This window comes from Halomonas hibernica (assembly GCF_013183775.1).
GTDB lineage: Bacteria > Pseudomonadota > Gammaproteobacteria > Pseudomonadales > Halomonadaceae > Vreelandella > Vreelandella citrativorans.
The window spans coordinates 878,394-900,809 of the sequence record NZ_VIFN01000001.1; the positions used below are offsets into that span (position 1 = coordinate 878,394).

Annotated in this window: 23 protein-coding genes; 2 read left to right on the forward strand and 21 right to left on the reverse strand. The window is 39.7% G+C overall.

The annotated features are described in order from the left end of the window. Nucleotides 1-585: 585 nt before the first annotated feature. Nucleotides 586-1,602 carry an IS30 family transposase gene (locus FKN99_RS04180; RefSeq protein ID WP_172116708.1) on the forward strand — a complete coding sequence of 339 codons (1,017 nt, stop codon included), beginning with the start codon at nt 586-588 and terminating at the stop codon, nt 1,600-1,602. Nucleotides 1,603-1,696: 94 nt separating this feature from the next. Here FKN99_RS04180 and FKN99_RS04185 read toward each other — a convergent pair whose 3' ends face one another. The 6 genes from FKN99_RS04185 to FKN99_RS04210 form a co-directional block, all read right to left on the reverse strand. Then, nucleotides 1,697-3,598, reverse strand: coding sequence for a relaxase family protein (locus FKN99_RS04185; protein ID WP_172116709.1), 1,902 nt, complete (start codon nt 3,596-3,598; stop codon nt 1,697-1,699). Continuing rightward, nucleotides 3,595-4,353, reverse strand: coding sequence for a plasmid mobilization relaxosome protein MobC (gene mobC, locus FKN99_RS04190; RefSeq protein ID WP_172116710.1), 759 nt, complete (start codon nt 4,351-4,353; stop codon nt 3,595-3,597). Before mobC ends, FKN99_RS04185 begins: the two co-directional genes overlap by 4 nt. Nucleotides 4,354-6,346: 1,993 nt before the next feature. Then, nucleotides 6,347-7,024 (reverse strand): hypothetical protein, encoded by a 678-nt coding sequence (locus FKN99_RS04195; RefSeq protein ID WP_172116711.1) that lies wholly within the window; start codon nt 7,022-7,024, stop codon nt 6,347-6,349. Nucleotides 7,025-7,057: 33 nt separating this feature from the next. Beyond that, on the reverse strand, nt 7,058-7,351 hold the full coding sequence (locus tag FKN99_RS04200) for a hypothetical protein (RefSeq protein ID WP_172116712.1): 294 nt from the start codon (nt 7,349-7,351) through the stop codon (nt 7,058-7,060). Nucleotides 7,352-7,547: 196 nt separating this feature from the next. Further along, complete coding sequence (locus FKN99_RS04205; RefSeq protein ID WP_172116713.1) at nt 7,548-7,850, reverse strand: hypothetical protein; 303 nt, start codon at nt 7,848-7,850, stop codon at nt 7,548-7,550. A 161-nt stretch (nt 7,851-8,011) separates the two neighbouring features. Next, nucleotides 8,012-8,848, reverse strand: coding sequence for a hypothetical protein (locus FKN99_RS04210; RefSeq protein WP_172116714.1), 837 nt, complete (start codon nt 8,846-8,848; stop codon nt 8,012-8,014). A gap of 136 nt (nt 8,849-8,984) precedes the next feature. Between FKN99_RS04210 and FKN99_RS04215 the strand changes: the two genes are divergently transcribed. Continuing rightward, entirely contained in the window at nt 8,985-9,419 is a 435-nt protein-coding gene (locus FKN99_RS04215) for a hypothetical protein (RefSeq protein ID WP_172116715.1), read from the forward strand. A 326-nt stretch (nt 9,420-9,745) separates the two neighbouring features. On the opposite strand, the gene FKN99_RS04220 is transcribed toward FKN99_RS04215, so the two are convergent. The 15 genes from FKN99_RS04220 to FKN99_RS04290 form a co-directional block, all read right to left on the reverse strand. Continuing rightward, entirely contained in the window at nt 9,746-10,711 is a 966-nt protein-coding gene (locus FKN99_RS04220) for a BsuBI/PstI family type II restriction endonuclease (RefSeq protein WP_172116716.1), read from the reverse strand. Between the two features lie 11 nt (nt 10,712-10,722). After that, nucleotides 10,723-12,210: an Eco57I restriction-modification methylase domain-containing protein gene (locus FKN99_RS04225; RefSeq protein ID WP_172116717.1), complete on the reverse strand. Its 1,488-nt coding sequence runs from the start codon at nt 12,208-12,210 to the stop codon at nt 10,723-10,725. Between the two features lie 435 nt (nt 12,211-12,645). Beyond that, the gene (locus tag FKN99_RS04230; protein WP_172116718.1) at nt 12,646-13,206 is read right to left on the reverse strand and encodes a hypothetical protein; all 561 of its coding nucleotides are present in this window, start codon (nt 13,204-13,206) and stop codon (nt 12,646-12,648) included. A gap of 514 nt (nt 13,207-13,720) precedes the next feature. Beyond that, entirely contained in the window at nt 13,721-14,227 is a 507-nt protein-coding gene (locus FKN99_RS04235) for a hypothetical protein (protein WP_172116719.1), read from the reverse strand. Continuing rightward, on the reverse strand, nt 14,199-14,570 hold the full coding sequence (locus FKN99_RS04240; protein ID WP_172116720.1) for a hypothetical protein: 372 nt from the start codon (nt 14,568-14,570) through the stop codon (nt 14,199-14,201). Before FKN99_RS04240 ends, FKN99_RS04235 begins: the two co-directional genes overlap by 29 nt. Nucleotides 14,571-14,740: 170 nt before the next feature. Further along, nucleotides 14,741-15,073, reverse strand: coding sequence for a hypothetical protein (locus FKN99_RS04245; protein ID WP_172116721.1), 333 nt, complete (start codon nt 15,071-15,073; stop codon nt 14,741-14,743). Between the two features lie 34 nt (nt 15,074-15,107). Then, complete coding sequence (locus tag FKN99_RS04250) at nt 15,108-15,362, reverse strand: hypothetical protein (RefSeq protein ID WP_172116722.1); 255 nt, start codon at nt 15,360-15,362, stop codon at nt 15,108-15,110. After that, the gene (locus FKN99_RS04255; protein WP_172116723.1) at nt 15,359-15,781 is read right to left on the reverse strand and encodes a hypothetical protein; all 423 of its coding nucleotides are present in this window, start codon (nt 15,779-15,781) and stop codon (nt 15,359-15,361) included. Before FKN99_RS04255 ends, FKN99_RS04250 begins: the two co-directional genes overlap by 4 nt. Then, nucleotides 15,778-16,179 carry a hypothetical protein gene (locus tag FKN99_RS04260; RefSeq protein WP_172116724.1) on the reverse strand — a complete coding sequence of 134 codons (402 nt, stop codon included), beginning with the start codon at nt 16,177-16,179 and terminating at the stop codon, nt 15,778-15,780. Before FKN99_RS04260 ends, FKN99_RS04255 begins: the two co-directional genes overlap by 4 nt. A 326-nt stretch (nt 16,180-16,505) precedes the next feature. Continuing rightward, the gene (locus tag FKN99_RS04265) at nt 16,506-17,060 is read right to left on the reverse strand and encodes a hypothetical protein (protein WP_172116725.1); all 555 of its coding nucleotides are present in this window, start codon (nt 17,058-17,060) and stop codon (nt 16,506-16,508) included. A gap of 132 nt (nt 17,061-17,192) precedes the next feature. Beyond that, nucleotides 17,193-18,839, reverse strand: coding sequence for a hypothetical protein (locus tag FKN99_RS04270; protein WP_172116726.1), 1,647 nt, complete (start codon nt 18,837-18,839; stop codon nt 17,193-17,195). Between the two features lie 112 nt (nt 18,840-18,951). Then, on the reverse strand, nt 18,952-19,512 hold the full coding sequence (locus tag FKN99_RS04275; RefSeq protein WP_172116727.1) for a hypothetical protein: 561 nt from the start codon (nt 19,510-19,512) through the stop codon (nt 18,952-18,954). Between the two features lie 257 nt (nt 19,513-19,769). Next, nucleotides 19,770-21,380: a hypothetical protein gene (locus FKN99_RS04280; RefSeq protein WP_172116728.1), complete on the reverse strand. Its 1,611-nt coding sequence runs from the start codon at nt 21,378-21,380 to the stop codon at nt 19,770-19,772. Nucleotides 21,381-21,518: 138 nt separating this feature from the next. After that, nucleotides 21,519-22,013 (reverse strand): hypothetical protein, encoded by a 495-nt coding sequence (locus FKN99_RS04285; protein ID WP_172116729.1) that lies wholly within the window; start codon nt 22,011-22,013, stop codon nt 21,519-21,521. A gap of 10 nt (nt 22,014-22,023) precedes the next feature. After that, complete coding sequence (locus tag FKN99_RS04290; protein ID WP_172116730.1) at nt 22,024-22,371, reverse strand: hypothetical protein; 348 nt, start codon at nt 22,369-22,371, stop codon at nt 22,024-22,026. Nucleotides 22,372-22,416: the final 45 nt, after the last annotated feature.

The following is a 22,416-nucleotide window of genomic DNA, read 5'->3' on the forward strand; positions in this document are numbered from 1 at the left end:
TTTTTCATCTTTTCTTCCAGTTGTTCTAGCCTCTCTCTAAAATTGTGCTTTTCAAAATAGTTCTGGTATATCTCATCTATCCTATCAATATCTTTGCTCTTGTCTTTTGCTGTCCTGCCTGAAGTGGTGTAGTGCTTCAATACAAAGTCCCTACAAAGGCTCTTGCCTAAAGCCCTCTGATAACCTTCGCACAAAGGTATAGGTGCCATCAAAGCTATTGATATGGGCATTCAGGTAGGTGGTAAATAGCCCTCTCCTGAGCCTCTTTTTTGTAGCCGTTAGCTCTGCCCCCTCTTGTATGGACAAGTGATAGTGAAAGCCTCTCCTATCGCTTCATCAACACCACTGAAATACTTGGCTACATTACGGCCTAGGTTTCTTGCCTTGTAAATCTCTTCTATCTTTCTTTGCTCTTCAATTCTAGATAACATATCTTGTCTCCCTTTTTTATTATTATTAGCTATATATCCGTTAGCTATATTTAATATTATATCATATAAATAAAAATATCTGGAATTAAATTTAAAAAATCTTGGCCGCAGAAACTGAGTGCAACACCTGAGCATTTCGCTAAGGTGTTGTCCCATGTCTTACCTCGAACTCAGCATTGAAGAACGTGCCAGCATCCAAGTGGGTCAAGCCCAAGGGATGAGCCTTCGGCACATTGCCCAGCTCTTAGGGCGAGCTCCTTCAACCATATCTCGTGAAATACGCCGTAACCAAATGGCCCAGAACGGTTACTGTGCCCGGCACGCCCAACGTCAGCGAGAAAAGCGTCGAGTAGTCTGTCGTCCTGCGCGTAAGCTTTTGCCAGGCACCGAGCGGTTTGATCTCATCGTGTATATGTTGCGGCGACGCTTGTCTCCTGAACAAATTAGCGGCAAGCTCAAGACGATGAAACTACCTGATTTGCGCGATGCCTACGTCTGCCGAGAGACCATCTACACGGCCATTTATGCCTTGCCCGTTGGCCACCTTCGCAAGGAACTGATTCACTGCTTGCGACAAGGTAAAACCACACGCAAGCCTCGCCGTGGCGAAGTGGATCGACGTGGTCAGATCCCTGACATGGTCAGCATTCACTTACGTCCGCCCGAGGTCAGTAAGCGTGAAATGCCCGGCCACTGGGAAGGCGATCTGATCAAAGGTAAGAATAACGCGTCCGCGGTAGGCACCTTGGTAGAGCTTAGCAGTGGCTATCTGATCCTCGCAAAAATGGACGATGCCACCGCCACATCCGCCGTAGCAGGCTTTAGTGCTGCTCTGAACCGAATGCCGACCACCGCTCGAAAAAGCATGACCTATGATCAGGGGCGTGAAATGACACACCATGCAAAAATTACTCAAGAAACCGGTGTTGCGATTTACTTTTGCGATCCCCATAGCCCCTGGCAACGGGGAGCCAATGAGAATATCAATGGCCTTATCCGTCAATATTTACCGAAAGGAACAGACCTTTCAGTACATAGCCAGGAAGAGCTGGATGCCATTGCCTTTGAGCTGAATATGCGGCCTCGAAATCGCTTTGATTTTAAATGTCCGATAGAAGTGATGAGCGAGCTGATGGCCAAGTACCATGAAAGCCCATCAACCATCCAATGAGTGTGTTGCACTCAGAGTCTGCATCCGCCAATATAAGAAGCACAAATACTAAAAAAGCCACCTTGTCGGTGGCTTTAGTTATTGAATGAAGGATTTATTTTATACTTGGTGTGTTCTTTCGGTCTGGTATCTTATCAGATTCAGGCTTGTAAGAAGCCACCTTATCTTGAACCATTAAAACTTGTCTTTCAAAGTTGGCGATAGACTGTCTAGAATCACTGTTAATTCTTTGTGATTTTGCTCCGTTTGACTCAATCTGTTGTCCAACTCTTCTTGATTGCTCTCTATTTGACTCAATCTTTCGTCTAACCCCTCGTAAGCCTTCGAGACTTCTTCTATAACCTCTACTGAAATGTCCGAGTGCTTCCTTAACTCCGTCAACAGTATCTTTAATGTATTGTCTAACAGAAGTCTTGGGTTGTCTTTTAACAAGCTCTCTGATAATTCTTTCTGTTCTTTCTCTATCTGCTTTGTTATTTCTGTCATTTTCAATCTCCTTATTATTGTTTTGGTCTTCCTTTTTGATTTCAAAATGCGGGTCTTCCGCATACACTCTAAATATTGATAAATCAAAGTCTGTCATATCGCTATCAGGTTGAAGCTTTGTTTTGATATCAACATCACCTTGCTTCTCTATTATATCATTATTCAAAGATAAGTGTTCTTTTAGAGTATCAATATTCTTAAAGGTTTCAGCGAATTCATTCCAGCGAGTATCTTTCATCCTGACAAAATCAAGACTTCCAAAGCTCTTGCTGAAATAGAACTCTTCTTCTTCCCTTTTTCTTTCTTCTAACTTTTTGTCGCTCTCTTCTTTGTCGTCAAGAAGGGTTTGCAGGTAGTTATCAATACTGCCTTCTCTCTGGTAAGGCTCTCCTGTCATCCTGAACGGCCTGGCTCCGTTCTCATAGTAGACACTGATATGGTGCTTATGGGTATCTACCACATCAACTACCTTATCCTGTGCCTTGATAAGCTCCACAATGTTCCTTCTACGGGTTATCTCGCCTGATAGGATCTTGTCGTCAACGAGAGCATAGAGCTCGGCCTGTAGCACCTTGCCTTCGTTGGGCTTGTAATACTGTTTGTTGTGCTTAGCTTGGTAGTCATGGATGCCCTCAGCCCTTCTTCTCTCCCTCTTAGCCCTTTCCTCTCTGTCCGCATCATAGGCTTCAGCTTCTTTCTCAAGAGCTGTAGAAGTGAAGTTCTCGGCTGTGAAGCCTTCTTCATACACCATACCCTTGAGCCTGATAGGGGCTTTCCTACCCTCAACCTTCACACTGATTGCTTTCTTGGTGACACGGCTAACCTCAATAACTCCTTCCATCTGCTCCAACTCAGTCAGTAGCGAAGCTCTGTCAGTAATCAAGCCCTTGTTGATTCGTCTCTCAACCTCTTCATTGATACCTTCCTTGGTATCCTTCGATAGCTCAGGAAGCCTTATATCGGCTTCTGACATTGCTTGCCTGTTGAGTGGGTGGTTAGGGTCACTCAGGTTGTATTCAGCATTGATGGCATTTTTCCAGCTATCCATTTTGATGAAGTCTTTGCTCTGCTTGCCATTGCTCTTCGCTATGTAAGGCTCAAGCTTCTTGCTGGTGGTCAACTCTTCCTTCGAGTAAATGAAGTGAAGCTCAATATCATCCTTGTCTTGGTGCTTATACCAAAGGGAAGCATACTGGTGTGGCTCTAGACCTGGGAAGGTCATTCGTTCGTGTTCGGTGATTATCTTTTGAAGAAACTCATCATCCAAGTCTCTTTCATTGAAACGAACGGCACCAGACACATACTCATTAGCAAACTTGCCTTCTGATAAAATATGTATCATCAATTCAGGGTCGCCCTTCATAAGAACAGGGAGAACCTTTCTATCTTCTTTCGTGTGGTCTTGTGTGCTTCTCACATAGTTGACGGCATTGGCACCACCTTTATTACCTGTCAGCTTACACTTCATGGCAAATTTTTTACTACCGTATGGGAAGTATCTTAAAATCATTTCACTATCTCCTTGTTGTGTGTCTGCTCTATCAATCCCTGAACCATCTCTAGCTGGTAGATAACAGAATAGAGAACCAAGCTCACACCAGCCTTCCTTCTTTCATTCACTCCTTTGGTGACATAGTTTAAAGCGGTGCCTGCTAGATTGAGTTCTGATACGATTTCAAACTTTACTGGCGGTATAGCCTTCTTAACTCTTTCAGCTTGAGTGATGAAGTATTCTCTCATCATCCTAGCAAGTGGCATATTTCCCCTACCTAAAGATTTAGATATCAATTGCTCATACTGCTCATCATTAAAATAGATGGTAATTTCTTTCTGTCTGTTTTCGTTTATCGCTCCAAATACCGAAACAGTATCAACAGTTGATATCAACTTTTTAAAATCCCTCTGTCCTTTCACCTTCACTATATTGGTATCAAGTATCTCCTGAACAAGCCTTTCGATATTTGCTAGCAACTCCATTGTATAGTCCAACTCATCTTCCCTAGCCTTACCGACATTTTCATTAACGGCTCTTGCTAGCTGGTTTACATTATTGACTATCATCGTCACCTCTCTTAAAAGGTGGTTGTTTATTTTAGGAATATTCTTGAAAGCAAATTCTTGTTCGTCTAGAAACATATCTCTTATCTGTGAAGAGACATTGCCTTCACCTGAAATCTCTTTTATCAATGTATACTCTTTTTCACTAACTCTAATCTTGACTGTTTTGTATTTGGGTTTCGTTGACTCACCAACATCAATCTCCATATCTTGTATTCTCCTTTCTTTTTATTATTATTTCCTTGCCTTGTTATGAGTATGAAAGTCGTATTTAGTTCTAACTTAAATATTGAAAGCAATGAAAATATGTTTGTCATCAATTTATGTTTTCGCTGGCTTCAGCGAAAACTATACTCAATATTAGATATTATATCATATTTGTTAAAATATTGTTTAAGCGGGGGTAAAATTGTTGCTAGCAACCAAGGGGTAAATATCACCAACTTGTTTGGTGTTGGCGGGTTTGAATTTATCGGGGTTTGGGGTCAACGATTTTAAGCCGAAGGCTTCCGGGTCAAGGGGCGGAGCCCTTTGCAAGTAAGCGAGCGAAATCGACACACGAAGTGGGGAGATGAGTGAAGCGGTAGTGATTATCAACTATGAGCGAAGCGAATAGGGGATAATCACTATGCTTGCTTTTACTTAAAACCTTAAACACCTCAAAAGTTGGTTAGTGTTTACTAACTTAGTGCTAGCTTGAGAGTTTTAACGATTTGTTTTGCCACATATTGAGAACATATACTGTGGAAGTCAACATACCATTATCCCCTATTTGAAGGAGAGAGCTTTAAAGGCTTCTTTAAAGCGAAAATTCGTGGTGTCATCTGTATAGTTTTATAGCAGGATAAAAAGCCCCTATAGTGATTATCCCCTATTTAGATATAATGAGATATTTTCTCATTTACTTATCTTCTATGATGATACCGCTTCTATTAGGTCTGTGGTCTTGAGTGGCTAGTGTATACTGTTGCTAAAATATATACGTTCTAAAAGACTCCTTTTTGGCTATTGAAGGTCAGATTGTGGAGCTTAAAAAAGCTATTTTATTACATAACGTATATACCACTTACCTATATACCGTTCGTTAAATATATACGTTTTTAAGAATTTTCTGGCTCCTTCTGTGATATTTCAGGATTTTATAAGCTCCTGCAAGTTCTCGTAGAGTCCTGTAGGTTCCTTCTGGTTCCTGTAGGATTCTACAGGTTCTCGCAGGCTCTGAGTTTTTAATAAATCAATAGACTTTTCAGACCTTGCTTTCAACTTCAAACAGCAATACCCCCTCTTTGCTTTCAATAATATCTGCCACCAACCTTAACCAAACCACCTCAAAAGATAAACAAAGTGTATACGGAAAATGTTTATACATTTGAGTTATTTCATAGTTTGTAGTGCGTATATCGTTCGTGAAATATATACCCTATGGAAGCCATCTTTTTTGCTAGCAAAGACATTTTTGAAGACAACACTGCCTCCCCTTTTTGCTTTCAACATCATTTTTGCTTTCAACAAAAAGCTATCATTGCCTTCAACATATCTAGCCCGCAAGAAACAACCGATCTCTTCTTCAGCCTTATTCAGCATATCGCTTTTGTCGGCAACAATGGTTTCCTATTGCATGGAGAGCTTAGGTGTCTTCGCTACAAGCCTCTGTATTGCCGTCAACGGGGTTTTGGAATGTGGGGTGGGCGAAAGCCTAACCCTTGGGGTTAGGAAGCTGTGTGAAGCTGTGGCGAGCTTGTGAGCCTGAGCCTCATTCAGCGGTTGTGGTAGGGGTTCTCTGGGAAGCAGGGGGAGAGGTTTTCCTGCGAGCCAGCGAGCAGCGATTTAAGAGTCGAGCCTTTCATAGCTTTTGTTGAGCGGGGGTTGGCAAAACAATAGCGAAGAAAGTCGAGAGCCTATGGAGAACCTATCTGTAGCTGTGGCAAGCCTAAGCGGTTGTAGGTAGGGGTTAGGGTTCCTGCCCTTGCGAGCTTGCAAGCATGGGCGAGAGAAGCGAGCTTGGTGTCCGTGGCTGTCATCGAGCGGTGGTATGCTAGATGTGACCGAAAGGATGCGAGGTCATTTCCTTTGTCATTCTGTGACGCCAGTGGGATACCTCTAACCTTCGCCGTGGAGCTCCGTTCTGGCTTTGGGTGGATAAGGTGGTGTGATTGTTTCCTATTCGGCCTACTGGTAGCTGTGTGGTGGGGCTGTATAACTAGATTGCTAGCAAAAAAAGCCACCAGCTACCATATTCTCCCTCAATCAAGTCGAACGCTTGAGAAGAAGCCATATTTTCAGACTCTTCTATGTTGTGTTGATTGAAGAATACTTGAACAATCTTGTTCTGAATCTGCCCTGCCGTGGTAAACCCTACTTTTGCTAGCAACAGAATGTCGGCTTCCAAGAACTCTAGATCTGAAGGCTTCTGTTCGGTGGTGAAGCCTATAACTGCTCTCTTCGCACCTGATAACTCTGTCTTGGCGACATACAGGCTCGCTCGTTTCTCTGCTTTCTGTGTCGCCTTGTTGAGAGCAACAGCGGGAGTAGATTGCCTCACCTGCTCTTCTACTGGCTGTGTAGGCTCTATTGGTGCTAGGGCTTGCTGTGGCTCCATCACCTGTCTGAAAGCTTGCTCTAAGCTTCCGCCTGTGTCGGTGGACTTGGCTTTGCCGACAACATCCTTGAGTCTCTGGGTTAGCTCTTCCTTTGACCTGGGCTTTTTCGGCCTACCCTTTGGCTGTTTTGGTGTTTTGAATGCTTTATCAATATCCCATCTACTTCTACACCTAGAGTCAAAAGCATCGATACTCACTGAATGATGCGGGTTATTGTGCCTGTATAGCTCTCTAGGGTTTTTGTATATTTTCCCGTTGTATTCAATATTTTTTAACATAGCTTCTCCTTGTTATTTTTATTTTATATCATTTTATTGTTCTAGTATTGGTCTAGTAAGTGGCCTGTTGGATACCCTTCTATTGTCAGCAACGGGCTTCACAAGCCTCTCTCTGGCTTCTAGTCGTGTCTCTGCTGTCTTGCTACCTATGATGCTCTCACGGCTCAAAAAGCTGTTCTGTGAGAGATCTGCCTTGCCTTCTGTTACCTGCCCTGCCATTTGAAAGAGCATGTTATCTAACAGGTCTTGCTCTGTTTCGATCTGTTGAGCTTGGGCTGTTGAAAGCAATACAATTGATAGTGGTAGTGCTAGTAGTAGTTTTTTCATTTTGGTTCTCCATTATTATTGTTCTTCGTTTACATAAATTCCTGTGTGTAGGGCTGATAACCACCTAGAATACTGCTATCCCTATCAATATTGTTAGTATGGCAAGAGCCGATAGTGAAGATAAAAGGAAAAATAATGCTAGTTTTATTGCTTTATTTATCATTTTAGTTATCCCTTCTGGCTTATTTAAATTTCATTACCATCTTACAGTCCCCCTTAACCTTCTATCCTCTTCAAATTGATCTTCAACATAGCGGTAGTGGTATACCTCATTACCTGAACCATATTTCTCGATAGTAATTTTGATATTAGAATCAGTGAAAAACTTTACTTCAGAGGGATGAACACCCCTCTTTTCTGCTATTAACTGCAAAGATCTTTCCGCTAGTTCTTGTCTAATCTCCATAGAAGTTCCGTCAGGCAAGATTGTATCAGCAATTACATTACTGCTAGTAACTATTGAAGCTCCTAGTAGAGCGATAAAAATTAGTTTCTTCATAACATCCTCCGATTGTTTTGTTAGCAAATGAATATTATATCATACTTTATTTAATAAATCAATTATTTATTTGATTTTTTAACTAATCTTGATGTTTTTTTAGTTGCTCTAAGATATGGAGAGTTTTTTTACTTGTATAAAAAAATCTCCATACAAATCTCTTACTTATTTAATCCCATTACCTTAGAGAAAAACTGCTTAATTTCTTTAAATATACTTGCTTTTTTCACATTATTATATACATCTGTTACTTTCTTGAAGCCACCTTTTTTCATATTATCAGTTTTACTTATTTCATCAATAACAGGACTTATTATCTCTTTATTGAATGCTTTTTGTTTAGTATTCATTTTGGAAACATCAAGTGTAGGGTTGTTCTTAGTTATTTCCATCATCGAATGAAAATCTTTAGCAGCTTCATCATTCGGTATTTTAAAATCCATCTTATCAATTTCTTTAGCTATTTTCTTAAGGTCTTTTTCTCTTTGTGGTTTTGTTTGTTTTTTTGCTTTTGTTTGATCTTTATTAAACTGATTGTAATCAAATGAGACTTGCCTACTTTTCTTATTTACTGATAAATACTTATCGACAATACCGTTGTCCATAGCCCATTCAGCAGCCCAGTCTATATACCTCTGTATTTGATATGATGGGTGATTTAAACCATTACTCATTTTAATAGGATTTTCTTCAACTTTACGGCCTCTAGCTTTTGCAACTTTATCGCCTCTAGAGCTATTTAGGTTTTCTTTATTATCTTCTTTCTTTTCTGATATGTCTGGCATTGTGAAATGCTTTTTAATTGCTCTTTTAGCTTTATCTTTTATCTCTTCGCTAGACATGCCAAAATCATAATTATCTCCAAGACTTGATTCAATACCTTTGTAAACTGGAAGCTGTGATTTTATTTCTTCAAGGCTACATTGCTCTAATTCTTTATCAATTGAACTGACATCTTCAGAAATATCTCTAACATTAAACGATGTTATTTTTCTCATATTACATTCTCCTTTTGAATTCCATGAAGCGGAATAGTTATTGTTTTATTTAACACTATTATAACACATTTAATCTACTAAGGCTTTATTTAACAATATGCGGTATAATAGGTATTCAGTATTTAAAGGAGGACAAATGTTTAGAATATTTAAAAAGGCAAAAAATAGTCTGTTGAGCATAGCGAGAAATATAAAGAAGAATGAAGCTGAACACTTACATCACAAAATAAATTCTGCTGAAGGCAATGTTTTGTCTGTATATCAATTTAGATTAAAAACCTTAGAATTCGATCTAGCTCATATGGACGAAGAAGAAAGAGTTGATATGCAAATTATTAAACTTAATAACGATATAGAAAAACACTTATTAACTGCTAGAAAAATCCTATTACAGACAGAAATCAATCAATTGATTAAAGCAAACATAGAAAATAAAAAAATGAGGAATTTAAAAAATAAAGAGCTATCCAATAAAATCATTACTATTAACGAACAGTTGCAAAATGAAAGTATGGAAAAGATGTTTCCTGAGAGGGAAATAAAAGATAAAAAAATGAATTATAATATCTAACCCCCTATATAGAGGGGGTATGTCATCGCTCAAAATTAACAACTACATAGACTTGTTTATCTGAAAACAAACCATTTTCTTCCACATCACTTATCGTATATCTAATATTATATATTATAGCTTACAACTTAATTGCGACTTAATCAGGGTATATATTTAACAGAAACAGGTTCTTGGAAGCACAAGACTATGCTTTGAATTCACTTTGAGCTTATTGGTATCAATTGATCTCAATATCTGTATTGGGGTCAATAAAAAGCTCTTGAAAGCGGATTCAAGGTTTAGCCTTGTGCTTCCAAGAGCCTGTGTTGCCGTCAACGGGGTGGTTAGTGTGGACCTAGGAACCTATCGCCGTTGAAGTGGATCATGTGGTCTGGCTCGTCAGCTATCCATACCTCTGTTTCCCAAGCTAGCTCACTCGCATTCTTGCGGAATTCGGCTTTGTCTGGAAAGGCCGTGACATACACCCTACCTACTTTACAGTCCTTCAGTGCTTCTTCTAGCTCGAACCACCGCTTAGGTGATACTGGTCCATGGCTGGTAACTGCCTCAATGAGAAACAGCCATTCTCGCTTCTCGTCATACACCACCACATCAGGTAGCTTGTCGTGAGACATAGGGGGAACACCTAGAGCATCAAACCTCTCTGTATCCAGCACCATTAGCTTACCGCCTTCATCCCTGCTACTGGCCGTGTCACCGATATATAGCACTATACCGCCATCACCGCCGATGAAGCGGGGGCAGAACTCATGAACGATATCGGCATGAAGCTGGTTATGGGCACCTGGCGAAAGCTTTATCTCTGTGCCATCTGGAAGCCTCACAGGGATCTTGTGAAGCTGTAGCTCTCGCCTGTAGAGCTCCTGAAGGTTGTGAATGCTCTCTTTGTATTCCTCGATCTTCGCCTCCCAGTCTCCATCAGGAAATTCCTTCATTATGTCGATGATGGGCTGGTTGAGTGAGTAGTTGTTGTCCTTGCTGTTCGTCGCTCGGCTTGGGTCGTCCCTGTTGCGGTCAACGATCCGTGCCTGCTCGAACTGGTGTAGGGTCTGGCGACGGATGGTTTCGCGGGAATTGGGCTTGTAGTCCATACCGTAGTGTTCGCGGATGAACTGCATGATATTTACTGTTGGTAGCAACGGGGCTTGAGCCTTCTGCCAAGGGTCTTCTGGCTTGATGTTTGCCAGTGCCAGTAGAACCCACCCTGAACGGTCGTTAGCTTGCCTAGGGGGCAAGCCAAGCTGTTTCAGTAAACTCTTTGCCTGCCGAAGCTTTGTTTCCTGATCCATTTTTTCCCTTATCATTTATATTTCAATTGCTTATTGACGATTTCATCAACCTGCTGTTGAGATATCGCCTCCCCTTCATGGTAATGTTCCCCGATTTTGCGGATATCTGCCCTCGATGGCATCTTCAGCAAGCGGACTTCCGTAGCATTGACCTGAGTATTGCCAGAAATACAGCGAAAATAGCGGTCAATTACGGTTGAATTCAATAGAAGAGCTAACCCGTTGGCCTCAACCTCGGAAAGCTCGTCCGTGTGGTGGCTGACAAGGTTTAAGTGGTTCTCAAAGGCCACCACCTCACCTGTGATGAATTTCGGGCTGTGGATGCCCGCTACAAGCCTTCTAGCCTCTTCCTTCGATGTGAACCGCTTCAGCACGATGAACCGCTGGTTTTTCGTCGTCATCTTGCTGTGGCCGTCGAATAGGCGAAGCCTGCTGTCCTTCTTGTTCGCTCCTGTCCATTCGGTTTTAAATAGCTTGACGTTGTGCATCTTCAATAGCGGAACGGTGTTATCTAGGTCGTCCTTCTCCGTGATGTGTTCTGTAGCACGGTGAGAGACTACGGGACCCGTGTTGATGATATATCCGTTGCCTGTAAAGCTGGATTCCATATGCTCAACGAATTCAAGAAGCTCGGCATCCTCCTTGCTATCAGGCACACGAATGAAGCCAGCATCATTCGTTTCATCAATAACAATGCTTGTGGGGTAGTAGTTCGTATCAGTATGCTCAAAATCAGCATGGCCGTTAGAGACAGATACCCTCACCTGTTCGCCCTGCCTCTTTTTTGAGTAGTGGCAAATGATGTTCTCTTGGAGAACAGCAAGCTCTTTGAACACTTGGTTTCTTGAGCGGAAGATATGAACCTTGTTGAGGCTGGTGTTCTGGAACATAAACTGCCTGAAACCTTTGAAATAAAGGCCATTCAGGTAGCTCCTTGGCACGATAGCTACCATCTGCCCCTTGGGCTTCAGCGATTTGATGACAACAGCCATGAAGGAAGCATAGATGTTCGGATTACCCTTATAGAGATCCGTGGTGGCAAAGGCATAGGGTGAAGACTTGGAGTTGTATTTGAAATAAGGCGGATTGATACAAGAAATGTCGTAGCTCTCGCCTTTCTGGTCTGGGCGGTCAAGCACAAAGTCTTTATTGCGGATCTCATAAGTGAATTGACCATCTTGGGCTTCGATGAAGCCTTTCAGGTCTTCCATGCTTTCACTCAATACCTCAAGAGCATTGTCATCAATTTCATATAAAACCGCATGAACTGACTTTTTCCCTTTGTCAATACAATATAGAGCGGTTGAAATTGTAAGTATGCCTGCCCCTGCTCCTGCATCTAGTATGCTGACATTATCAGGAATAGTATCTTCATCGAAGAGTGAAGCCATATAATTAGAAACGGGGGCTCCCGTAAAATACTGGCCTATTTCTTTTCTATCTTTTTCTGACTTAGAGTTAAGATACTCAACCTGTGCCAGCACTGTAGACTTAATCATTTTTACCAGCCGTCCTTTAAATGGATGCGAAGTATTTTAGATCAAAGCGATTTTGAGATCAACAAGATCCAAAACAATCAATATAAAACAATGCTCTCTCTTTCATACAATATGTTTTCACAGTTATAAGCACCATTCTATGCAAGAGAAAGCACCTAATTATATAAGCTTCAATATTTGTGTAAAAGAATAAGCAAATAGCGAAGATAAGACCGCTATAGTTATTGAATGGGACACTGGCATATCAAAACCAGCAACCTGTATTGATATTGAAGCTATTGATAGAATGGTTAGTAGGAATATTGGTTTTCTCATCGTCTTTCTCCTTGTTTTTATATTATAGATAATATATCACACACAATAGAATTTAACTAAGACAAAATAAAACCCCTGCTATTGCTAACAGGGGTAAAACGGAGTCTTAATTTTTAACCTTTACTTGTCTTCAATGTCGAAGACTACGAACATATTTCTGTTCTCTATTCTGTTATTCTCGTCCATATCTTTGATATCAAAAGAGACAACAGTTTTACCTTCAATATAAAGCCTGTGTTCTATATTGTGTTCTTCTATATTGAGATCAAGGCTATCGCCTGTATCTTCCATTCCTGATACTGCATTGTATATAATATCATAGTGAAGATACTCACCTTCTGGCTCGGCATCTACAATGGATGCTGTAAACTCAAGCCCTCTCTCATAATCTTTGTGGTCAAAAGGGAAGGTATACATATCGTTTATAGTAAATTCCTCGCCTTCATCTGCTTCAAATATATACCCTCTTTGGGTAATGTCATCGGCACCTGCTACTTTCATTGCCAGCTTAATTTGATCCAGATCTGGCGATAGGCCGATCTCTCTTGGGTCGAATTCAACCTTTTCGTAGCCACTTGAAGCGGTAAGCACATCCACTTTCACCACTTTATCTGAAGCCATTGCTGTCAATGATGTTGCCATCAATACAGTTGCTAATACTGTCCTTGTTAGTGTTTTCATAGTTTTCTCCTTGTTATTATTCTTTTTATTAAGGTAATCCTTTATCCTTATTAGATATTATATCATATTCTATTTAATAAATCTATTTTAATTAACTATTGTCAAATAAAAATATTGAAATTAAGAATAAGTAAAAGTGCTTTAAATACGGTGGTTTTTATTAAAAAGTGGTGAATTTAATTGATAAAGTGGTTTAAAAATCCTTGGATTTCTCGCTTCGCTCGGGCTACTGAATATGGGGTAGAAAGGATCTTTGGTGGTAATGGCTTCCTGTCTGGCTCTGTGCGGGCTTTTCTCTGTGTGGAGATGCGGTAGCACTTCTCTTGGTTGGTTCTCATCTGAGAGCTACTGTGCTGGCTTATGGTGTGGTATCGCCTGTGTGGGTATTACTACCGTTCTCGCCCTCTCTGGCACTGTTCCTTCCCCTACCTCCTTCTCTCAATAGCTGTGAGTGAAACGAACACAAAAAACCCCTACGGATTAGGCAGGGGGAAAGTTGGAGGCTTTTTGAATATTAGGAGTGGTAGCCCTTGCGGGATAGCTCATCAGATATGCTCTCCTTGATTTCATCGAACTGGGTATCACTGTTCTTTCTGGTGATCTCCCTACGTCTGTAATGGCTCACATCGAGTGTCAAAGGTTCGTGTGGCCTCGCATTGAGAGCAATACAGGCGATCTCTTCATCCTTTAGCTCACTACGGGAAGCTCGTAGCTCTGATACCCTTGTGATGAATGTCACCTTACCTAAATGCGGATCTTTGTCCTCTGAAGGGATTTTATCGAACATCTGGTTTGAGGATCTGTAGGTCACACCCTTGTAGGTGATGGGTATTGTCTTTCTCGCTAGGGGCTTCTTCAGTGCCTCTTCTCTCGTTAATGGCTGTCCGTCACTCCTATCTTTAGTGATCCTTGCTATGTATGTTTCGTAGGATAGCCCTTCTACCTCATTGTTGCTCTCAAAAAGTTCTTTCTCGTTTTTATAGAACCTGTTATTAAAAAATATCTGTTGCCTTTTTATCATTATTATTCTCCTTGTTATTTTTTATTATTCCCTGAATTTTAAATCCTGTTACTTCTTTTGTTATTTTTACGTATTCCTTCATTTCGGAAGGTATGTTGAAAACAAACCTAACCATCTTGTAAGTAAATACAGAAGGAAAGAATACCAGCATCATCAGAACTGGAATTTTCTTGTATATCGCCATATCTCTGTAGAAAACGTCATTCACATAGAACATAACGATATCTAACAGTCCTACCGTAAACCAAACGGCTAGAATACCTAGAAGCAAAGTGATTGCCGTGTAAAATACAATATCAATAACAAAGCTAACTCTTACATACAACAACCTTAAACTATTCATAGATATCTCTCCCTTCTTATTATTGACATATTATATCATATATTATTTAATAACTCAATAAAAAGGTTGATTTTTTAGTGTTTTTTATTTCAAGATGTTTTGCTAGTAGAATGGAATAATTGATATTGTGGGCAATAAAAAGCCATTTTTTTATGGCTTTTCTTTAAAACTTAAATTGGTAGGAAGTCACTAGAATAACCCCTGTAAAAGTAAAACCAGCTTCTCACTTTCTTATACTTCTCACTATCAAGCTTGTATGCCTTCTTCGCTGGTAGAGCTTTATTATCGCTATCGCTCTCATACGAAGTATAAAGCATTTCAAAATTTTTCCTTATATTGTCAGCATGTTGTAGTGGTAATTCAAACATCTCTTGAATTTCGTAGAAGTATTCTCCAAGGTTTGCAAAATCGCCTTCACTGAAAAAACCAGTGTAGTAGTGATCTATATAATCCCTTTCAATAACCTTTATTAAATAAAAACGAACTAATTGTATTTTTTCCATATCATTTCTCCTTTTGTTGTTTTAGTTCTTAACTTCATTCATTGAAGTCAATAGGTGTATCAAAATCATCAATGGTTGTAGGCCAGAACTCGCCTTTCTCAAGATACTGCTTACTTTCTGGGATTAGATCAATAATTACTTCTTCTGTTTCAAGTAACTGCTGGTAAAGTGCTAGGCTGGTATCTTCACCCTCAATTTTTGACTTCAAATTGATGTATTGGTTTACAAGTGTTTTCTCAAGAAGGCTGATATCCCTTTCAGCTAGTTCTAACTTCCTCTTTGACTTCATTTAATATCTCCTAAATTCTCGCTTATATAGACTTTCTTACCATCTCTATATAGAGCATGAATCGTTGTTGCTATCGTTTCGTCTACTACTTCAGGGTAGTCTTCGTTATTCAATAACTCTTCAGACAGATAGCCTTTAAACTCCTTAATAATATTATACATTCCTTTGTTTTGCAGTAGGATCTTTCTATTAAACTCTGCTTCTTTTTTCACATTCTTCTTGAAGTAAAGAAGAGACACAATGGAGCTCTTGCTTCCTGTTCCTTTATCTAAATTGATCTGAACCATTGCTTCGCCATCATTATCACATTGCTTAATATCATCTATATAAATAATGGAAGCTCTAAAGTTAATCTCTCCACCTTCTTGTATTGACTTAACCTCTTTTTTAACTTTTAACTCAAATTTCTTTTTTGTCATAAACTCTTCCCCTTGCTTGTTATTAGTTTTTTATAGATTGCCCTCGCCGTAAAGAATGTCGCCTCATCAAGAAAAAGCTTATCATCATCAATATAACCTTCCATCACCTTTCTTCGTTCTTCCTTTGAGACATTACCTACTACAGTAAATACAATTGTTTCCATTAAACCTGTTAAGGCAGGCTGTCTTCTCAAACTGTCTGTCGCCTGCTGGTATTTTGTTAGATAAAAGTATTCTGTGAGTAGGTGGCTATCTATGAAAGCTTTTTGCTTTATTTTAACTCCCTTATAATTCAAACATACTTCAAATATTGTCGCTTCTTCATTATCACTTATAATATCCACTGATAAAGCATTGTTTTTTTCTATGTAATTATCTAATAGTTCCATATAGCTCATGTTTATTCTCCTTTTTTAGATATTATATCATATATTTAAGTTATTCGCAAAAGTTATCTTGGAGAAATGCCAGTTAATAGGTATTGAGTTATTGAATGTGGCGGTTTGTTTAATAGTTGAGTATAGGGATAACTTTGAATAATAACCAAACTCTCTTGAAAGTCTTTCAAACTGTCTTGTAAGTCTTACAAGCGGGGGTAAGTTAGACAGCCATCAGGAAGGCTATGAGAGCTTCTGTGCAGTGTGTTGGTATCAAGGTAGGGAGTCTATCAGGAAAAGCAGGAAAAGCCCCTGAAAGGGGCTTTCTGAGCGATCTATTATTGCTATCAATCTTCGTCGTTGAGTCCTAAACAGTCCTCAAGACTCATGCCCGCCCTCTTCCTGCTCTGGAAGGTGCTGAGTGTCACCTTACCTATCTCATTCAATGCAGCATTAGCTGAGCGGTATTTCACACCTCGAACATATACTGGTTTAATCCTAGTCGGTGTGGTGATGGCCGTTTCCAACGTCCACTTTGCAGAATTCTTTTTTGAACGGTTCTGATACATCCTATTGCTGACTACCTTGGGATCAATATCGTAGTCTTCACAGGCATCTTTAATCTTGTCGTATTCCACACCATTGATTACAATTTTTTCTTTTTCTTCTTTAACTGCTTCCATACTCTTCTCCTTATTATTGTTTTTTTCTCTATCATGCCTCCTATCCCTTTTTTCAAAGCCAAACATTTCTTCTGGTGTCCACTCGTATCTTCTTCTAGCTCTTATCGTTACTTCAGACACATCAGGCTTTAACTTCTCAATAGCATCTCTAATGCTAGGATATTCTCGACCATAAATTACTATTGGTGTCTCTGTCTTTTTTGACTCACGACTAGACATAATAATTAACACCTTTTATTGTAATAGATCTTAATATTATATCATAGATTTAAATTTTATCAATATGCATGTTAAAAATAAAAAGGGGCAACCTTTCAGTTACCCCTTTTAGTTAATTACTTATTATATGTTTTATTTGGTATCAACACTTAAACATTTTATATTTGAAGATGAACTACAGAAGTCAGAAACGTTATATATTCTGGTTCCACTTGTTGTATTACAAGTGTTCTTTTTCTGCCACTCGTATTGTGCTGGAACGTTTATCACGTCTCCATCTTCATTCGTGTAAGAATAAGCATCTGCTACTTTCACTCTTTCCTCGTAGTTGACATCAACAATGCTGATATTCTCGACTCCTGCTAATGGCTTCTTGTAGTGGTCGTGGTGTAGACCATTCCAAGTGTCATAGCAATTCTCATCATCGTAGGTAGAGCTACCTGAACAAGTTGGCGATAGAGTATTGTTTGGAGAACTTGCATTCTTGCCAAGATATTCAGTTATTCTATTGCCGAAGTAATCAATGTCAGTATTGTAATCAAAACCTGAATGAGAATTGTAAAAATCGACTTCAATAATTTCATTATAGTCTAGCTTGTATGGAGCGATACGATTGAGAGCAAGAAGGTCGTCATTCGTCATGTTATCGCTTATGTTATCGTCTCTAGTGATAACATATCTCTCAACATAGCTATTGATATCAGCTTGGATCTTGTTTTCCTGTGTGTAGGTTACACCCTCACTAGTGCAGACATTTCTAAAGAATGTTCTATCAGTCGTGAATACATTTAGCTTAGGCTTGAAGTATGGATCTGGCTCTGAATGAGTTTCAGGTAAGCAAGAACCATCGGTATCAACAGCACACTCTTTCAAACTGATAGGGTTATGATAGTCTATAACCATTACATCAGGATTATAAGAATCCTTGAGCATTGTGGCATAGCCCATAACATTCTTTATTCCATCGGTTTCAAACTTGAAATTAGCTGTAGGCTCTACCAGTCTTTCCGTATCGAAGTTTTCGTTCTGGAATGTTTCTATCTCTGTTAGGTTAGAAGTTTCTGGTGTGCTTCCATCCATTTCATAAACAATCATATCGCCAGCATTAGGAGAAGTAACCGCACCATCAAGCAAGTCCACTGTGTCTGAATTTTCATAGACAAGGTAAAGGTTTGTTCTGTATTCGGAATCACTTATCACTACACCAGATTTGTAGCCCTCTCCTGGGGTATTATTCTTATCCAAGATGATTGTGTAGTAGATGCTTCTTTCTTCAGTTTGGGTTTTGTCTGACGGTCTTCTAACATCAACCTGATCCCTGAACTGATAGAAGCCCCTTGTCGCTCCTGTGTTCTCCATAGCGGTCGCTAGATCAAGCTCAATCTCAAAGGCCGTCCTTTCATCGAAACAGCTTCCTACCCACTGTTTAGCATAATTCTGGTCAGGGAATACCGTTTGCTCTTTGCTTGCACCGTCACAGTAGGGGTTGAAGCTTGTGCCATCGCAATAAGGGTTTTTAGGCACTTCACAAGTGAAGCGACTACTCGTTGTCCTCAATAGCGATGAATCAATCTCCCCTTCCAAGGCTTCGATTCTCTGGTAGCCTTCAAGTGAGTTTGCAAAGGCTCTATTGAAAGCCCTTATATCGGTGCCGTTGTCGTATAAGGTAACGGCATCCTGTGTTTGTCTCGTCATAGGTAGGCTTGCTTGTGCTATCGTTGGTATCAATAAAGACACCACCACCGTAGAAGCTCCTATTAGCTTTGTATTTCTTTTCATTTTCAACTCTCCCTGTTGTTATTATTTTTTAAATATTATATCATAAATACGATTATTATTCCTTTTGAAGACAAAAACCGCCTATGTGAAATAGGCGGTTAGGTATTGAAGATTAAAGATCTTTTAAATCTTCGATTAGCTGTCTGAAATTGTCCTTGTAAGCAATTTCAGAAGTTATCTTCTGTTGTGTCCAAGCATTAGCCATAAATGGTGCATTTCTATCAGCATTTCCAGTGATAACATTATCGTATAAAGAACCTTGGTCGAATAAATCAACAAGATTATATTCGATTGTAATGCTTCTTTTTTCATTTCGATTCGTTCCAATAATCACACCAGCTAAGTCAGCATCTACCAAACGAGCGGTTAATAAATACCTACTTTCGCCTCTAGCTAAAAGGTTTGCTTCATCAAGAGAAGTCTCAATAACCTTCTTTGCATTTTCGTTATTTAGGTTGGCTGTGGACTTTGATGAAAGATGGTTTTTACTAGTCTCAAGGAATTCATGGGTTTCTACTGACACGTTCTCAAATAGCTCATGATTCTGAGAAACACCAGAACTTGTATAGTATGTAGACTCTTCATTTCCTGTAGGCTGTGGGCCTACTGAAGCACAGCCTGATAATACTGCTAACGATACACCTGCAATTAACATCTTGATTGAATTTTTCATAATCTTCTCCTTTTTCTTATATCTTTGATTATTACGGATATTATATCATGTTTTATTTAATAAATCAATATTTATTTCACTGCTTAAGGTATTCTTTATTATTAAAAAACATTATTCCTTAGTTCTTTATCTATTTTTTTTAGTGTAATTATTTTGTTGTGTCAAGGGTAGGAAATTTCAGTATATTAGTATTTGTGCCTAACTTTATCTTCTCAATAACAAAAAAGGGAAGTGAAAAACCTCCCTTTTATTTTCAATTATGATTCACCACCATCATATTGCCTTAATATATTACACTGAATTCCCATAATACTAGCAAGAGCTGTCATTCTACAAGATCTGTTTCCATAGTTAGGGTTATCATATGGATTATCAAACATCTTATCTTCATCACGTTTTGGTTGGACCTTCATGTTGGTGCCTTGGAAAGTGACATTATCTTTATTCCAGCTATAAACTGGATCAATTAAATGACTCCACTCATCAGCTTTTTCCTTCGTAAACTGCCCAGCCCTCTGATATCTATTACTCATAGGACCTTCTAAGTTAATGTCTCTCAATATATTATGCCACTTATCACCAAAACCACCATAACCCTTAGTAGAATCTTTATCGGTAACGGCTGTGACATTACCTAAACTTGTGGTAACACCTTCTGTTAATGTTCCTGAGTAAGCACTAACACCACCTACTGTTCCTGCGGCGACTGCCGCTGTTTGCAAGGGGGTTAGCCCACCTAATGTAGCACCAAAATAAGCACCTGCACCCGCTGTTGCAAAAGCAATAACGAAAGTGACCAAAATTAGTGTTATTCCTGTCCAAGCAGTCTTCGTCATACTGTCGTAGTAAACCTGAAATTCTTCCATCGGGAATGATGAAGCAAATTCAGAAACAGGCATCGACATAACACCGCCATTAACAAGCACTGTCTCACCATCGTTATCAATGGTAAAGAATGGGTGGACACCATTATCAAACTCTCCCTTTGGCACCAACAGCATCCAGTTTGGGTGAAGATCTACCGCTATATGGGTCGTTATCTTCTTCCTGAAGGCATTACCTGATTCAGTTTCCCAAGTCCTCACATCGGGGTTGTAGTCCGTGTGAAGGCCAAGTGTGCCTCCGTGCCTCTGCATTACCAGCCCTGCTACCGTCTGTAGCCCAAGAGAAGTGATACTGGTGAAAGAATGGTCATATCTACCGCCTGACTTGTTGCCTTCAACGGGATTGCGACCAAGCTGGGCTATCATCGTCTGGTGTTCCATTTCCGTAAGGCCACCGCCTGAACTCTTCTCATCGAAGTATCTAGGTCCTACGAACCTCATATACATCGTTGCTGAGCCGTCTGAGTGCCTTTTGGACTCAATAAGGACGATGGTTCCCATCTCGTTAGCTGGCTCGTATGCCGATATTACTAAGGGCTGTTGCTGTGTCATCTGGATAAAGGAACTGGTTGAAGCATGGTCTTCAGCCATATTGATTGAAAGAACCCCTTTATCCCTGTTGTAGTTGGCTACCCCTGAATTCATCAAGGCATCAAGGTCAATAGCTCCTGTGCTTTGGATAATGGAAGCCATATTTTTGTCCATTCGCTGAACAGCTACAGGCTGTTGGGATCTTCCTAAGCTACCAACGTTTTCAATGATTGATCGCCTATCAGGGTCTAGTGTGTAACTCCTTGAACCACTATTCAAAATAGGTTCGTAGTTACTTATAGACTTAGCAACTGTGCGAGCTCCAGAAGCCTTCGCCTGCTCGTATGCTTGAACAGTCGGGGCAAAGGCCGTCGCCAGCAATGCGGTTGAGAGAGTGGTTTTATTAAACACTCCCTTTAAATCAGTCTTTCTTTTCTCTTCCTTGAGTTTCATTTTATTTTCTCCTTGTTGTATATTTTTTATTATCCATTATATCATACCCCTAAAGTTTTATATTAGTTGAGTGGTATTGAGCTATTGAGCGATTAAAATTTTTCACCTCCTTTTATCAATAGCTAAGAGCGAAGCAATTTAAAAAACCTTTTGATATTTTTCTGCGAAAAAGGCTGTGTCTGGATCTAGCCCTCGCTCTAATCTTCTCTCAATCCCTAGATAAGTAATACTGATTTTATCTTTATGGGCTATGAATGCTTTCATTAGATCAGGATACTTCTTCCCTTTGACTACAATTGGCCTACCCTTCTCGATGTAGTATTCAGGCATTTCACCCTTCTTCTCTTCAATAATGATTTCTTCCAGTGTTGCTCCTTTACTCAATTTGTAGTTAATGGCATTCCTGCTAGATTTCAACCAGTATTGTTTTTTGAGATCAAAGATTGACTGATACTCTTTAGAAAAGACTTTAAAGTTAACCTTCTTGTTGTAGTATACCTCTTCGTCTGTCGCTCCTTTACCTAGCTTGGTAAGCAATAGTGAAACAGTCACACCAGCCTTTTCAGCCATTTCTTCTACTGAACCTATGTGACCTACTCCCTCTACATAAAATTCTCTTCTTTTCTTGTCCATATTTTTCTCCTTAATTATTATTCTTTTTGGTTAAACATATCTCGTATCCTTTGCTTTCAAAATCGGCAATAGCCTTCTCTTTGTCAGCAACATACGGCTGGTATGGAGTCTTGAAAGCCTCATCAACGATTGCTGTTAATATCTCCAAGCTCCCTTGATAGTGAGAGCTAGAAATAGCCTGAACCTCTCCTTTCTTGCTATCAAAGCTGGCTTGTCTCAATTCCATCACCAAAGAAGTATCATCATATCTCTTCTCACAATACTGCTCTGGTGATAGGTTCTGTTCGTTGCCAGCAATAACTAAGCTTCCAAATGTTGCGACTGCGATTGATCCTAAAATTCTGTATTTGATATTCATGGTCTATACTCCTTGTTATTATATTATATCATTTATTATTGCCCG

Excerpts from the sequence above, each read along its gene's own strand:
- FKN99_RS04180 (WP_172116708.1), top strand. The coding sequence starts at position 586 with ATGTCTTACCTCGAACTCAGCATTGAAGAACGTGCCAGCATCCAAGTG.
- FKN99_RS04185 (WP_172116709.1), bottom strand. The coding sequence starts at position 3,598 with ATGATTTTAAGATACTTCCCATACGGTAGTAAAAAATTTGCCATGAAG.
- mobC (WP_172116710.1), bottom strand. The coding sequence starts at position 4,353 with ATGGAGATTGATGTTGGTGAGTCAACGAAACCCAAATACAAAACAGTC.
- FKN99_RS04195 (WP_172116711.1), bottom strand. The coding sequence starts at position 7,024 with ATGTTAAAAAATATTGAATACAACGGGAAAATATACAAAAACCCTAGA.
- FKN99_RS04200 (WP_172116712.1), bottom strand. The coding sequence starts at position 7,351 with ATGAAAAAACTACTACTAGCACTACCACTATCAATTGTATTGCTTTCA.
- FKN99_RS04205 (WP_172116713.1), bottom strand. The coding sequence starts at position 7,850 with ATGAAGAAACTAATTTTTATCGCTCTACTAGGAGCTTCAATAGTTACT.
- FKN99_RS04210 (WP_172116714.1), bottom strand. The coding sequence starts at position 8,848 with ATGAGAAAAATAACATCGTTTAATGTTAGAGATATTTCTGAAGATGTC.
- FKN99_RS04215 (WP_172116715.1), top strand. The coding sequence starts at position 8,985 with ATGTTTAGAATATTTAAAAAGGCAAAAAATAGTCTGTTGAGCATAGCG.
- FKN99_RS04220 (WP_172116716.1), bottom strand. The coding sequence starts at position 10,711 with ATGGATCAGGAAACAAAGCTTCGGCAGGCAAAGAGTTTACTGAAACAG.
- FKN99_RS04225 (WP_172116717.1), bottom strand. The coding sequence starts at position 12,210 with ATGATTAAGTCTACAGTGCTGGCACAGGTTGAGTATCTTAACTCTAAG.
- FKN99_RS04230 (WP_172116718.1), bottom strand. The coding sequence starts at position 13,206 with ATGAAAACACTAACAAGGACAGTATTAGCAACTGTATTGATGGCAACA.
- FKN99_RS04235 (WP_172116719.1), bottom strand. The coding sequence starts at position 14,227 with ATGATAAAAAGGCAACAGATATTTTTTAATAACAGGTTCTATAAAAAC.
- FKN99_RS04240 (WP_172116720.1), bottom strand. The coding sequence starts at position 14,570 with ATGAATAGTTTAAGGTTGTTGTATGTAAGAGTTAGCTTTGTTATTGAT.
- FKN99_RS04245 (WP_172116721.1), bottom strand. The coding sequence starts at position 15,073 with ATGGAAAAAATACAATTAGTTCGTTTTTATTTAATAAAGGTTATTGAA.
- FKN99_RS04250 (WP_172116722.1), bottom strand. The coding sequence starts at position 15,362 with ATGAAGTCAAAGAGGAAGTTAGAACTAGCTGAAAGGGATATCAGCCTT.
- FKN99_RS04255 (WP_172116723.1), bottom strand. The coding sequence starts at position 15,781 with ATGACAAAAAAGAAATTTGAGTTAAAAGTTAAAAAAGAGGTTAAGTCA.
- FKN99_RS04260 (WP_172116724.1), bottom strand. The coding sequence starts at position 16,179 with ATGAGCTATATGGAACTATTAGATAATTACATAGAAAAAAACAATGCT.
- FKN99_RS04265 (WP_172116725.1), bottom strand. The coding sequence starts at position 17,060 with ATGTCTAGTCGTGAGTCAAAAAAGACAGAGACACCAATAGTAATTTAT.
- FKN99_RS04270 (WP_172116726.1), bottom strand. The coding sequence starts at position 18,839 with ATGAAAAGAAATACAAAGCTAATAGGAGCTTCTACGGTGGTGGTGTCT.
- FKN99_RS04275 (WP_172116727.1), bottom strand. The coding sequence starts at position 19,512 with ATGAAAAATTCAATCAAGATGTTAATTGCAGGTGTATCGTTAGCAGTA.
- FKN99_RS04280 (WP_172116728.1), bottom strand. The coding sequence starts at position 21,380 with ATGAAACTCAAGGAAGAGAAAAGAAAGACTGATTTAAAGGGAGTGTTT.
- FKN99_RS04285 (WP_172116729.1), bottom strand. The coding sequence starts at position 22,013 with ATGGACAAGAAAAGAAGAGAATTTTATGTAGAGGGAGTAGGTCACATA.
- FKN99_RS04290 (WP_172116730.1), bottom strand. The coding sequence starts at position 22,371 with ATGAATATCAAATACAGAATTTTAGGATCAATCGCAGTCGCAACATTT.